This window comes from Agromyces sp. NPDC057679 (genome assembly GCF_042799635.1).
Classification (GTDB): Bacteria; Actinomycetota; Actinomycetes; order Actinomycetales; family Microbacteriaceae; genus Agromyces.
In genome coordinates, this window is sequence record NZ_JBHVIK010000001.1 from 1,447,029 (window position 1) to 1,459,434 (window position 12,406).

At 71.3% G+C, this 12,406-nt stretch carries 14 protein-coding genes; 6 read left to right on the plus strand and 8 right to left on the minus strand.

Annotated features, from left to right (window positions below; genetic code table 11):
* Nucleotides 1–9: 9 nt before the first annotated feature.
* Nucleotides 10–594, plus strand: a complete 585-nt coding sequence (locus ACFVAJ_RS06505) for a TetR/AcrR family transcriptional regulator (RefSeq protein ID WP_376942268.1) — start codon at nt 10–12, stop codon at nt 592–594.
* A gap of 5 nt (nt 595–599) precedes the next feature.
* On the opposite strand, the gene ACFVAJ_RS06510 is transcribed toward ACFVAJ_RS06505, so the two are convergent.
* Nucleotides 600–962, minus strand: coding sequence for a DoxX family protein (locus ACFVAJ_RS06510; RefSeq protein WP_376942270.1), 363 nt, complete (start codon nt 960–962; stop codon nt 600–602).
* A gap of 125 nt (nt 963–1,087) precedes the next feature.
* The gene (locus tag ACFVAJ_RS06515; RefSeq protein WP_376942272.1) at nt 1,088–1,456 is read right to left on the minus strand and encodes a hypothetical protein; all 369 of its coding nucleotides are present in this window, start codon (nt 1,454–1,456) and stop codon (nt 1,088–1,090) included.
* Nucleotides 1,457–1,544: 88 nt separating this feature from the next.
* Between ACFVAJ_RS06515 and ACFVAJ_RS06520 the strand changes: the two genes are divergently transcribed.
* Both ACFVAJ_RS06520 and ACFVAJ_RS06525 read left to right on the plus strand, forming a co-directional pair.
* Nucleotides 1,545–2,051, plus strand: coding sequence for an SRPBCC family protein (locus ACFVAJ_RS06520; protein WP_376942274.1), 507 nt, complete (start codon nt 1,545–1,547; stop codon nt 2,049–2,051).
* Nucleotides 2,052–2,060: 9 nt separating this feature from the next.
* Nucleotides 2,061–3,161, plus strand: coding sequence for an AI-2E family transporter (locus ACFVAJ_RS06525; RefSeq protein ID WP_376942276.1), 1,101 nt, complete (start codon nt 2,061–2,063; stop codon nt 3,159–3,161).
* Nucleotides 3,162–3,174: 13 nt separating this feature from the next.
* On the opposite strand, the gene ACFVAJ_RS06530 is transcribed toward ACFVAJ_RS06525, so the two are convergent.
* The gene (locus ACFVAJ_RS06530) at nt 3,175–3,735 is read right to left on the minus strand and encodes a thioesterase family protein (RefSeq protein ID WP_376942278.1); all 561 of its coding nucleotides are present in this window, start codon (nt 3,733–3,735) and stop codon (nt 3,175–3,177) included.
* A 133-nt stretch (nt 3,736–3,868) separates the two neighbouring features.
* Between ACFVAJ_RS06530 and ACFVAJ_RS06535 the strand changes: the two genes are divergently transcribed.
* Nucleotides 3,869–5,002, plus strand: a complete 1,134-nt coding sequence (locus tag ACFVAJ_RS06535; RefSeq protein WP_376942280.1) for a M24 family metallopeptidase — start codon at nt 3,869–3,871, stop codon at nt 5,000–5,002.
* On the opposite strand, the gene ACFVAJ_RS06540 is transcribed toward ACFVAJ_RS06535, so the two are convergent.
* From ACFVAJ_RS06540 to ACFVAJ_RS06555, 4 genes are read right to left on the minus strand one after another with little or no spacing between them, the layout of a single operon-like run.
* Entirely contained in the window at nt 4,999–6,147 is a 1,149-nt protein-coding gene (locus tag ACFVAJ_RS06540) for a bifunctional 2-methylcitrate synthase/citrate synthase (protein ID WP_376942282.1), read from the minus strand. The genes ACFVAJ_RS06535 and ACFVAJ_RS06540 overlap by 4 nt on opposite strands.
* Before the next feature lie 35 nt (nt 6,148–6,182).
* Nucleotides 6,183–7,082: a methylisocitrate lyase gene (gene prpB / locus ACFVAJ_RS06545; RefSeq protein ID WP_376942284.1), complete on the minus strand. Its 900-nt coding sequence runs from the start codon at nt 7,080–7,082 to the stop codon at nt 6,183–6,185.
* Nucleotides 7,082–8,617, minus strand: coding sequence for an MmgE/PrpD family protein (locus ACFVAJ_RS06550; RefSeq protein WP_376942286.1), 1,536 nt, complete (start codon nt 8,615–8,617; stop codon nt 7,082–7,084). Before ACFVAJ_RS06550 ends, prpB begins: the two co-directional genes overlap by 1 nt.
* A 30-nt stretch (nt 8,618–8,647) precedes the next feature.
* A complete protein-coding gene (locus ACFVAJ_RS06555; RefSeq protein WP_376942288.1) occupies nt 8,648–9,313 on the minus strand; it encodes a GntR family transcriptional regulator in 666 nt (221 codons plus the stop codon).
* 177 nt (nt 9,314–9,490) lie between these two features.
* On the opposite strand from ACFVAJ_RS06555, the gene ACFVAJ_RS06560 reads away from it, so the two are divergent.
* Together ACFVAJ_RS06560 and sufU are read left to right on the plus strand one after the other, a co-directional pair.
* On the plus strand, nt 9,491–10,834 hold the full coding sequence (locus tag ACFVAJ_RS06560) for an aminotransferase class V-fold PLP-dependent enzyme (protein WP_376942290.1): 1,344 nt from the start codon (nt 9,491–9,493) through the stop codon (nt 10,832–10,834).
* Nucleotides 10,831–11,283: a Fe-S cluster assembly sulfur transfer protein SufU gene (sufU, locus tag ACFVAJ_RS06565; protein ID WP_376942292.1), complete on the plus strand. Its 453-nt coding sequence runs from the start codon at nt 10,831–10,833 to the stop codon at nt 11,281–11,283. The genes ACFVAJ_RS06560 and sufU overlap by 4 nt, the downstream gene beginning before the upstream one ends.
* A gap of 13 nt (nt 11,284–11,296) precedes the next feature.
* On the opposite strand, the gene ACFVAJ_RS06570 is transcribed toward sufU, so the two are convergent.
* Complete coding sequence (locus tag ACFVAJ_RS06570; RefSeq protein WP_376942294.1) at nt 11,297–12,403, minus strand: enoyl-CoA hydratase/isomerase family protein; 1,107 nt, start codon at nt 12,401–12,403, stop codon at nt 11,297–11,299.
* Between the last annotated feature and the right edge of the window lie 3 nt (nt 12,404–12,406).

The following is a 12,406-nucleotide window of genomic DNA, read 5'->3' on the forward strand; positions in this document are numbered from 1 at the left end:
GGTGGCTCCATGGCGACGACACGGGAACGCTGGCTCGACGAGGGGCTGGCGGTGCTCGCCACCGAGGGGGCGCCGGCGCTGCGGATCGACCGCCTGGCCGCGCGACTCGGTGTGACGAAGGGTTCGTTCCACCACCACTTCGACGGGGCCGGCGCGTACAAGCAGGCGCTGCTCGCGTACTACGAGCAGCGCACGATCACGTCGATCGACGAGGGGATCGCGGCGCGGGGCGCAGGCGGCACCCGCGCGACCCTCGAGTGGCTCAGCGAGCTCGCGCTCGCGCCGGGGCCGTCGATCCGCCCGACCGAACTCGACGCCGCCGTGCGCGCCTGGGCGCACACCGACGGCGACGCGCGGGCGACGCAGGCGCGCATCGACGCGCGAATCATCGATGCGCTGCAGGCGGTGTGGCGGCCGGCGACCTCGTCGGATGCGGCCGCGCGCACCGCGGCGCTCGTGCCCTACCTGGTCTCGGTGGGCGCCGCGGCGACGGTCCCGCCGATCGGCACCGACGAGCTTCGCGCCGTCTACGAACTGCTGCTCGAGATCGCCCCGGTCGCGGGCGAGCCGAGCGCCGACGGCGCCCGCGACTGAGGCGCTCAGAGCACGAAGCAGAACAGCCCGGTCGCGACGCAGACCACCAGCATCCCCGTCGCGTTGACGAAGAGGTTGCGCCCGAAGTCGCGCGCCCGCACGTGCATGCCGATCGCGACGACGAAGTAGGCGATGAGCGCGGCGCACGTGAGCGCGCCGAGGTACGGGATCCAGATGCCGGCGACGAGCCCCGCGGCGGCCGCGAACTTGATCGGCGGCATCACCCACCACCACCGCCTCGGGAAGCCCACGTCCTCGAAGCACTTCGCGATGAACGCGACGGGCTTGAGGCACAGCACCGCGTCGCCGACGCAGATGACGGCGAGGAGCACGACGGGCCAGACGGGGTCGGGGAGCGCGACATCCATATTCCGTACCATACCGTATGGTACGGAACGTCGCCATGGGTCAGCGGCCCGCGGTCGGGGAACCCTCGAGCCGGGCGACCGACGCGCGGCACGCCCCTCACGGGGGTCGCGCCGACGCCGCGTGCCTAGAAGACGAAGACCTGCCCGAGGATCATGATCGCGATGACGAAGAGCGCGATCACGGCGCCGACGATCACGAGCGACTTCACCGACAGCTTCGCGACGCCGAAGCCCACGAGGAAGGGCAGCGCGACGAGGAAGATCGTCACCAGCCACCAGAAGGCCTGGTAGCCGCCTGCCGTGGCATCGGAGAGGCGGCCCGCGAACAGCTGCTGCGAGTGGGGGTGCGTCGCGAACGCGAACGCGGCCGACAGCGGCACCGCGATGAGCGCGAACACGATCAGTCCGGCGAGTGCTCCCCACAGCCCGGACTTGCCCTCGGTGATGTCCATTGCTTCTTCGTGCGCCACGCGCTGCGACCCCTTCGAGCTCATGGCTCCGACTCTAGTGGTTCGAGGGCGCGGCTCTAGTGATTCCCACCCGCCCGGATTAGCCTGAAAGTCACGACGAGTGGGGGCGATGATGACCGCGAAACCGACCGGACACTACGTGCTGAAGGCCGACGGCCTGTACCTGCAGTTCGACCGTCTCTTCCACGCCCCCATCGAGGATGTGTGGTTCAGCCTCACGAATCCCAACGCCATGAAGGGCTGGATCGGCACCTACACGGGCAGCCCGTCGACGGGCGGCGTCCGCTTCCAGATGAGCGAAGAGGGCGCCGAGTGGATGAACGTGTCCATCCTCGAGTGCCGGGCGCCGCACAGCTTCACGGCCGACTCGGGCTCGGGTCCGACCGGTGTGCGGGTGTTCTGCCACCTCGTCGAGGGCGGCGGCATGACCACCCTGACCCTGGGCCAGCGGATGAAGGACGCGACCGAGGCCGCGAGCATCGGCCCCGGCTGGGACTTCTACCTCGATCGGCTCACCGCCTCGCGCTCGGGTGCGGTGCTCCCCGTCTGGGAGACGTACTACCCCCAGTTCTCGCCCCACTACCGCGAGCTCACGGTGCCGACTGCAGCCCAGCCCTAGACTGGCGCGGTGAACACGGCAGACAGACTTCGTCGGCGCAGCACCCAGGCGACTGAGGAGCGCAACGGGCTCTTCGTGAACCACCCCTTCCGCTGGGGCTTCATCGTCACGCTCGGCGTGCTGCTCGCGCTCGCGCTCGCGGTCGCGGTCGTCAACCTCTCGAGCGTCGTGCTGTCGGTGTTCATCGCGGCGTTCGTCGCCCTGGGGCTCGACCCCCTGATCCGCTGGTTCCAGCGTCGCGGCATGCGCCGGGGCGTCGCGATCGTCACCGTCATCCTGCTCTTCGTCGGCTTCCTCGTCGGCATCGTCTGGCTCATCGTGCCGCCGGTGATCGGGCAGGCCGTCTCGTTCGCGAAGGCGCTCCCCGCCGAGCTCAAGGACCTCTACGCCTCGGGCTGGTTCGACCGCGTCAACGAGGCGACGAACGGCATGCTCGAGTCCGCGGTCGCCTGGGTCAGCGGCATCCTCGCCGACCCCGACTTCTGGGCGGCGGTCGGCGGCGGCGCGCTGCAGTTCAGCGCCGCGGTGCTCGACGGCATCTCGACGGGCGTGTTCGTCGTGGTGCTCTCGATCTACTTCATCGCGACCCTCGACGCGACCAAGCGTGCCTGCTACACCCTCGTCGCGGCGAGCCACCGCCCCCAGGTCGAGAGCTACGCGGAGCGCATCATGCAGTCGGTCGGCCGCTACCTCAGCGGCATGGTCGTGCTCGCCTTCATGAACTCGGTGTTCTCGACGCTCCTGCTCATCGCGGTCGGAGTGCCCTACGCGCTGTTCATCGGCGCGATGGCGTTCTTCATCACGCTGATCCCCCTCATCGGTACGGTCATCACGACGGTCATCATGACCGTCATCGCCCTGCTCGTCTCCCCTGTCGCCGGCATCGTCGTGCTCATCGCGATGCTCGTCTACATGCAGGTCGAGGCGTACATCTTCACGCCGAAGGTCATGGGCAAGGCGGTGCAGGTGCCCGGCACGATCGTGCTCATCTCGGCGCTCGCGGGCGGCACCCTGCTCGGCCTGCTCGGCGCGCTCGTCGCGATCCCGATCTCGGCGGGCATCCTGCTCATCATCCGCGAGGTCGTCGTGCCGAAGCAGGCGCGCGTCTGAGCGTCCGCCCGGTTCAGCTCCAGATCGACGGCGCCGCCGCGCGCATCGGCGGCAGGGCGACGTCCGAGCCCCAGCGTTCGATCCACTCGGGGATGCCGTGGAGGGCCTCGACGCCGAACGCCTCGACGAGCTCGGACATCGGCACGGTGCCGCCCGACTTCCGCAGGAACCGCGCCCGGATGTACCCGGTCGCGTAGATCTCGGGCGTTCCCGTGGCATCGGGGCGCACGAAGCGCTGCTCCATGTACACGGCCTTGTCGTCGTGGCCGATGATGCGCGACTCGATCGTGAAGCGGTTCCACGGGTTGAGCGACTTGCGGAACGTGATCGTCTCGCTCGCGACGACCGGGTACCAGCCGCGGTCCCGCATGAGCTGCCAGACGCCGTTGCGCACGAGCATCTCGAAGCGCGCGACATCCATGATCGAGAAGTAGACCCCGTTGTTCATGTGGTTGATGATGTCGAGGTCGGTCGGCAGGGTGATGAAGTTCGTGCGGGCGACGTCGCCGTGGCCGAGCCGCGAACGGAACCGGGCGAGCACGAAATGCAGCATCGTGCGGAAGAACATGTGCATGATCAACGACTGTATGACGAGATCGCGGTGGGTTTCGATAATCCGTCGATCCCGACAACGAGGGGCCGGATGCCTCGCGCCGAAGTTGTGCCGAACCGAACGGGCGGCGAGCCTCCGCCGTAGACTCCGTGGCATGTCGACCGCAGCCGCCGCCACGACCACCGACCGTCTCCGCCGGCTCGCCGACGCCGCCCGCGCCGCCGGCATCGACGTCGTGCTCGTCGCACCGGGGCCGGACCTCGCCTACCTCGTCGGGCACTCGGTGCCCTCGCACGAACGCCTCACCCTGCTGGCCGTGCCCGCGGCCGCGCCGGTCGATGCGGTGATGATCCTGCCCGCGCTGGAGCGCGGCGGCTGGGAGGGCAGCACGGCCGAGGCCGCGGGCGTCCGCTTCGTGACCTGGCTCGACGGCGAGGACCCGTACGCCGCCCTCCTCGGCGAACTCGGCGGCGGCACCGAGCTCGGCACCGCGGCCGTCGACGACCACCTGCCCTTCCTGCACGCGTTCCGCCTGCAGGCGGCCAGGCCCGCACTGCGGCTGCAGCCCGCCGGCGAGCTCATCGCCGAGCTGCGCATGCGCAAGGAGCCGTTCGAGATCGACGAGCTCGCCTCGGTCGGCGCGGCGATCGATCGCGTGCACCGCCGCATCGGCGAATGGCTGCGGGCCGGCCGCACCGAGAACGAGGTCGCCGCCGACATCGCCGAAGCCCTCGTCGAAGAGGGCCATCGCACGGCGGACTTCGTCATCGTCGCCTCGGGACCGAACGGCGCCTCGCCGCACCACGAGGCCTCCGACCGGGTCATCCTCGCCGGCGACCCGGTGGTCGTCGACATCGGCGGCCCCAACCCGGCCGGCTACAACTCCGACAGCACCCGCACGTATCTCGTCGCCGGCGGTGACCCCGACCCCGAGCTCGCGAAGGTGCACGAGCTGGTGCGCACCGCGCAGCGCGCGGCCGTCGACGCCGTGCGGCCCGGGGCGACCGCCGAGTCGATCGACCGCGCCGCCCGCGAGGTGATCGAGCGGGCCGGCTACGGCGAGTTCTTCATCACGCGCACCGGCCACGGCATCGGCCTCGAGGTGCACGAGCACCCGTACATCGTCGCCGGCAACACCCGCCCGCTCGAGCCCGGCATGGCGTTCTCGATCGAGCCGGGGGTCTACCTGCCCGGGCGGTTCGGCGTGCGCATCGAGGACATCGTCGTGGTCGGCGACGCGGGCGCGGTGCTCATGAACACCTCGCCGACCGAGCTGGTCGTCGTCTAGCCCTTCGCCGGCACATGCCGTTCGTCGACGCCGTCGTATACCGACAGCGGGCGGATGAGCGCGTTCGACGCCGCCTGCTCCATGATGTGCGCCGTCCACCCGGTGACCCGCGAGGCGACGAACAGCGGCGTGAAGGTGAGCGTGTCGAAGCCCATCAGGTGATAGGTCGGGCCCGCCGGGTAGTCGAGGTTCGGCTTGATGTTCTTGCGCTCGCCCATCGCCTGCTCGAGGGCGACGTAGAGCTCGAGCAGGTCGGGCCGATCGGTGAACTCGACCATGCGCTCCATGGCGTCGCGCATCGTCGGCACCCGTGAGTCGCCGTTCTTGTAGACGCGGTGCCCGAAGCCCATGATCTTGCGCTTGGAGGCGAGCGCGTCGTCGAGCCAGGCGACGGCGCGCTCGGCGCCGCCCTCGCCGGCGCCGATCTCGTCGAAGGTGTGCATGACGGCCTCGTTGGCGCCGCCGTGGAGCGGGCCCTTGAGCGCGCCGATCGCCCCGGTCACCGCCGAGTACAGGTCGGAGAGCGTCGAGGTGATGACGCGAGCCGTGAACGTCGAGGCGTTGAACGAGTGCTCGGCGTACAGGATCATCGACACGTCGAAGGCGTTGACGACGGGCAGCTCGGGCACCTCGCCGAAGGTCTGCCAGAGGAAGTTGGCCGAGTAGCCGAGGTCGTCGCGGGGCTCGACGAACTCGAGCTCGTGGCGGCGGCGCTGGTCGTAGGCGACGATCGACGGCAGCTTCGCGAACAGCCGGATCGCCTTGTCGAGACTGGCGTCGCGCGAGTCGTCGGGCGTCGTCGCGTCGCTCGCGCCGATCACGCTGACCGCCGTGCGCACGACGTCCATCGGATGTGCGGTCAGCGGCAGCTCGTCGATGATGCGCTTCACCTCGTGGTCGAGCCCGCGCAGCGACCGCTCGCGATCCTCGAAGGCGCCGAGCTCCTCGTCGGTCGGCAGCTCGCCGTACCAGAGCAGGTAGGCGACCTCCTCGAAGGTGCACGAGGCGGCGAGCTCCTGCACGGGGTACCCGCGGTAGAGCAGCGAGTTCGTCTCGGGGTTGACCTTCGAGACGGCGGTGTAGTCGACCGGCACCCCGGCCAGCCCCTTGTAGATGGTGGGCGGGGTGATCTCCTGCTCGGCCATGGATGCTCCCTTGCGTTGGCGTTCTGCGATCGGCGTCAGCGTGCGACGGTGAAGTTGAAGATCGAGGTGTCGAAGTGGTTGTAGCCCTCGTAGTCGATCAGCTCGTAGAGCTCCGAACGGTGCTGCATCTCGCCGAGCCGGGCGGTGAGCGAACCGGATGCCTCGAGCTCGTCGAGTCCCCGCATCGCCGAGCCCATGGCGAGCCGCAGCAGCGACACCGGCCAGATGACGATGTTCATGCCGACGTCGGCGAGCTGCTGCACCGTGAAGAGCTCGCTCTTGCCGAACTCGGTCATGTTCGCGAGCAGGGGCACGTCGACCGCTGCGCGGATCGCGGCGAACTCCTCGAGCGAGCGCATGGCCTCGGGGAAGATCGCGTCGGCACCCGCGTCGACGAGGGCCTTCGCCCGGTCGACCGCGGCCTGCAGGCCGTCGACCGCCGCGATGTCGGTGCGCGCCATGACGAGGAAGTTCTCGTCGCGGCGCGCGTCGACCGCGGCGCGGATGCGGCGCAGCGCCGTCTCGTCGTCGACGACCTGCTTGCCGTCGAGGTGGCCGCAGCGCTTCGGGTTGATCTGGTCCTCGATGTGGAGGCCGGCGAGGCCCGCGTCCTCCATCTCCTGCACCGTGCGGGCGACGTTCATCGGCTCGCCGAAGCCGGTGTCGGCGTCGATGATCGCCGGCAGCTCGGTCATGCGGGCGATCTGCTTGCCGCGGCCCGCGACCTCGGTGAGCGTCGTGAGGCCGATGTCGGGCAGGCCGAGGTCGGCGCTCAGCACCGCGCCCGAGATGTAGACGCCCTCGAAGCCGCGTTCGCCGATGAGCTTCGCCGAGAGCGGGTTGAACGCGCCGGGGAACCGCATGATCTCGCCCGTGGCGAGCCGCTCGCGGAACAGCCGGCGCTTCTCGGCCGCGGGGGTCTGGGAGTACAGCATCAGAACAGCCCCTCGGGGATCTCGACGCCGGTGAGCGCACCGGGCGCGACGGTGAAGGTGAGCCCGCCGAGCTCGTCGGGCGAGAGCTCGGGCAGCCGCTGCGCGAGGTCGAGGAAGCGCTCGATCTCCTCGGGCGCGACGGCCCACTCGGCGAGGGTGCGGAACTTGTGCACGTACTGCTCGCGGGCGAACGGCCGGGCGCCCAGCGGGTGCGCGTCGGCCACGGCGATCTCGTCGACGATCTCGCCGCCGTCGGCCAGCTTGATGACGACGCGGCCGCCGAACGCCTTCTCGGCGATGTCGAGCGAGTGGTAGCGACGCGTCCACTCGGCGTCCTCGACGGTCGAGACCTTCTTCCACAGCTCGATCGTGTCGGCGCGGTGGGCGCGCTCGGGCGAGTACGAGGTCTCGTGGTCCCACGCGCCGTCCTGCAGGGCGACCGTGAAGATGTACGGGATCGAATGGTCGAGCGTCTCGCGCGAGGCGTCGGGGTCGTACTTCTGCGGGTCGTTCGCGCCCGAGCCGATCACGTAGTGCGTGTGGTGCGAGGTGTGCAGGGTGATCGACTCGATGTGCGCGGCATCGAGGATGAGCGGGTACTCGTCGTGGAGCTTGCGGGCGAGGTCGATCCAGGCCTGCGCCTGATACTCGGCCGAGTGCTCCTTCGTGTACGAGTCGAGGATCGCCCGCTTCGCCTCGCCCTGGTCGGGCAGCGGCACGTCATACGAGGCATCGGGGCCGTCGAGCAGCCAGGCGATCACGCCGTCCTCGCCCTCGTAGATGGGGACGGGGCTCGTCTCGCCGCGCATCGCGCGGTCGACGGCCTCGATCGCCATCTTGCCGGCGAAGGCGGGGGCGTGCGCCTTCCAGGTCGAGATCTCGCCCTTGCGCGACTGGCGGGTCGCCGTGGTCGTGTGCAGCGCCTGGCCGATGGCCTGGAAGATCGTCTCCTGGTCGAGGCCGAGCAGGGTGCCGATGCCCGCGGCCGCCGACGGGCCGAGGTGGGCGACGTGGTCGATCTTGTGCTTGTGCAGCGAGATCGCCTTCACGAGGTCGATCTGGATCTCGTAGCCCGTCGCGAGGCCGCGCACGACGTCGTGCCCGGTGAGGCCGCGGTTCTGCGCGAGGTGCTGGGCGACCGCGACGATCGGGGGGATGTTGTCGCCGGGGTGCGAGTACTCGGCGGCGAGGAACGTGTCGTGGTAGTCGAGCTCGCGCACGGCGACCCCGTTGGCCCAGGCCGCCCACTCGGGGCTCGTGCGACGGGCCGCGTCGGCGCCGAACACGGTCGCACCGTCGCCGCCGATCGAGACGGGATGCGAGAGGGCCTGGCTGCGCGCCGAGACGACGGGACGGCGGGCCACGGCGGCCGCCGCGACCGCGGCGTTGTCGATGACGCGGTTCACCACCATGTCGACGACGTCGTCATCGAGCTCGACCGGGTCGGTCGCGACGCCCGCGAGCTTCCAGGCGAGTTGGCCCTCGCGGGCGAGGTTCTCGTCGCTGCGGTGGGTGCGCACGTGGTGGAGATGCATGGGGCGGACCTTTCTGAAGTGTTCCATCGGTCAGGCTACGCGGTGGCCGTCGGGGTGACGAGCCTCGATCGAGGCGAGCGCGTGGCGGAGGCTCAGGTGCAGGTGTACGTGGGTGGCATGGGCGGCGAGGGCGGCGTCGCCCGCGACGATGGCGTCGACGATGAGCAGGTGCTCGGATGCCGCGGCGCGGAGCCGCTCGGGATGGTGGCGCGCGAGTCGCCGGACGCGCGCCGAGTGCAGGCGGACGCTGCGGAGCGCCGCCCCGAGCATCGGGTTCGCCGCGGCCGACTCGATCTCGTCGTCGAGCGCGTCGACGGCGTCGTAGTAGGCGCGGAGCCCCGCCTCGCCGGTGTCGAGCAGTTCGGGGGCGCCGGCGATCCGCTCGCGGAGCGCAGTGAAGCGCTCGGGGTCGCGCCGGGCCGCCGCGAGGCGGGCCGCCTGGCCCTCGAGCGCCTCGCGCAGCTCGTAGAGCGAGACGATGCTCGCGGCGTCGATCGCCGAGACCTGCAGCACGCGTGCGGAGGCGGCGGTGGCGAGGCCGTCGGCCTCGAGCTTGGCGAGCGCTTCGCGCACCGGGGTCCGGGAGACGCCGAGCCGGTTCGCCTGCTCGACCTCGGCGAGCGCGGCGCCGGGCTCGAGGGCGCCGTCGAGGATCTCCTCGCGCAGTGCGCGGTAGGCGCGTTCGCTCGCTCGCATCGACCCTCCCCGCTTTTATGTATACACTCCGCTGAGGTTCAGCGCAATCGGAGGCATATTTGCGACTCGGTGTATACATTTCGAGGAATGCCTGCGCCTGGATCGCGAAGCGCCACCGCGGCTGAGGATCTCCCGTGACCGGCCGTTCTCCCCGATCGACGTGGGACGATGGAAGGGATGAGCATCAGCGATCTCGACACCATCGGGCAGCGCACGGTCAGCGACCTCCGCCGCGACTTCCCCGCCTTCGCCGACGGCGCCGCCTACGGCGCCCGGCCCGACGGCGGCGCGCCGGTCGCGTACCTCGACTCGGCCGCGACCGCCCAGCGCCCCGGCCGCGTGCTCGACGCCGAACGCGACTACCTCGAGCAGCACCTCGCGCCCGTGCACCGCGGCGCGAGCGCCGCCGTCGGCCGGTCGACGACCCTCTTCGAGGACGCCCGCGCCACGGTCGCGCGATTCGTCGGCGCCGGCGAGCGCGAGATCGTCTGGGCCGAGAACGCCACCGACGCGCTCAACATCGTCGCGCTCGGCATGGCGGATGCCTCGGCCGGACTCGGCGGGCCCGAGGCATCCCGGTTCGCCCTCGAGGCCGGCGACGAGATCGTCGTGACCGAGGCCGAGCACCACGCGAACCTCATCCCGTGGCAGCGCCTCGCGGCGCGCACCGGGGCGCGCCTGCGCGCCGTGCGCGTCGACGATCGCGGGCTCTGGTCGGTCGATGCGCTCGCCGCCGAGCTCTCGGAGCGCACGCGCGTCGTCGCGATCGCCGAGGTGTCGAACGTGACCGGGTACCTCGCGCCCGTCGCCGACGTCGTCGCGGTCGTGCGCGAACGCTCGCCCCGCGCGCTCGTCGTGCTCGACGCCTGCCAGTCGGTGCCGCACCTGCCGAGCGACCTCGGCGCACTCGGCGTCGACTTCGCCGCGTTCTCGGGGCATAAGATGCTCGGCCCGAACGGCATCGGCGTGCTCTACGGCCGGGCCGAGCTGCTCGACGCGCTGCCGCCCGCCCGCACCGGCGGATCGACCATCACGCGCGTGATGATCGACTCGGCCGAGTTCCTGCCGGCGCCCCACCGCTTCGAAGCCGGCACCCAGCCGGTCTCGCAGGTCGTCGCCCTCGCCGAGGCCGTGCGCTACCTCGAGTCGATCGGCATGGCCGCGGTCGCCGCGCACGAGCGCTCGCTCGCCGAACGCGTCGCCGTGCAGCTGGCCGGGGTGCCGGGCGTGCGACTCATCGGGCCGCCGCCGGGCTCGCCGCGCGCCGGGCTCGTCTCGGTCGCCGTCGACGGCGTGCACGCGCACGACGTGGGCCAGTTCCTCGACGACGCCGGCGTCATCGTGCGCGTCGGCCACCACTGCGCGCAGCCGCTGCACCGTGCGCTCGGCATCACCGCGACCACCCGGGCGAGCGCGCACGTCTACACGACGGCCGACGAGATGGACCGCTTCGTCGCGACCCTCGGCGAGGTGCGGAGCTTCTTCGGCGTCGCCGACGAGGCCGCGGCGGTGATCGCGTGAGCGGGCTCGAGGGTCTCTACCAGCAGATCATCCTCGACCAGGCGAAGCGGCGGAACGGCGACGGCCCGCTCGACGGCGCCGACGCCGAGCACCACGAGTTCAACCCGACCTGCGGCGACGAGATCACCGTGCGGGTGAAGCTCGACGACGACGGAGAACGCCTCGCCGAGGTCGCGTGGCAGGGCGACGGCTGCAGCATCTCGATGGCCTCGGCCTCGACGCTCGCCGAGCTCGCCGCCGGCCGACCGGTCGACGAGGTGCACGGGCTCATCGAGGGCTTCCGCACGATGCTGCGCTCGCAGGGCGCCGGCGAACCCGACGAGGAGCTGCTCGGCGACGCGATCGCCTTCCACGGCGTCTCGAAGTACGTCATGCGCGTGAAGTGCGCCATGCTCTCGTGGGTCGCGCTCGAGGCGGCGCTCGCGAAGGCGGCGCCGGCCGCCGAGTAGCGAGCGACGATCGCTACTCGAAGACCGGGCCGAACCGCGCCTCATCCAGCACGCGGGCGGCGAGGCCGGGCGGCACGTCGGCGAGCTCGGGCGGGTTCCAGCGGGGCGAGCGGTCCTTGTCGATCACCTGGGCGCGGATCCCTTCGCGGAGGTCGTGCTGCTCGATGAACCAGGTCACCGCCCGGAACTCCTGCTCGAGCGCGGCCTCGAGGTTCGGCAGCGTGCGCGCCCGGCGCACCGACTCGAGCGTCACCGCGAGGGCGGTCGGCGAGAGCGTCTCGAGCTCGTCGGCGGCCGCGGCGGCGTACGCCCTCGCCCCCGGGTCGAGGGGATGGCTCGGGAAGGCGCTCGACGAGGCATCCTGCCGGCCGTCGGCGAAGGTGCGCAGTCGCGCGATGATCTCGGCGACCGTGGGCGCCGAGTAGCAGGCGTCGACCCAGTCGCGCGCGAGCGCGAGCGCCGAGGGGCCCGGGGTCTCGTCGAAGAGCATCACGATCTCGGCGGGACTGCCGGGGTCGGCGCGCTCGGCGAGCGCCTGCAGCACGTGCGGGATGCGCTCGGAGGGCACGAAGGCGTCGGCGAAGCCGGCGTGCAGGGCGTCGGCCGCGTCCATCGTGCGCGAGTTGAGGGCGAGGTGCACGCCGAGCTCGCCGGGCGCTTTCGCGAGCAGCCACGACCCGCCCACGTCGGGGGTGAAGCCGATGCGGGTCTCGGGCATCGCGATGCGCGAGCGCTCCGTCACGATGCGCACCGAGGCGTGCCCGGCGAGGCCGATGCCGCCGCCCATGGTGATGCCGTCCATGATCGCGACGACGGGCTTCGGGTAGCGGGCGATCGCCGCGTCGAGTCGGTACTCGGCGCGGAAGAAGTCCCGGGCCTCGGCATGGTCGTCGTTGGTCGCGTACCGGTGCAGCTCGCGCACGTCGCCGCCGGCGCAGAACCCCCGCTCGCCGGCCCCGTCGAGCACGACGAGCGCGACCTCGGAATCGTGCCGCCAGGCCTCGAAGACCTCCGCGAGGGCGCGGATCATCTCGTAGGAGAGCGCGTTGAGCGCCTGCGGTCGGTCGAGCGTGACGTGGCCGACGCCGTCGGCCACGCTCGCGGAGATGTGGTCGCTCACGCC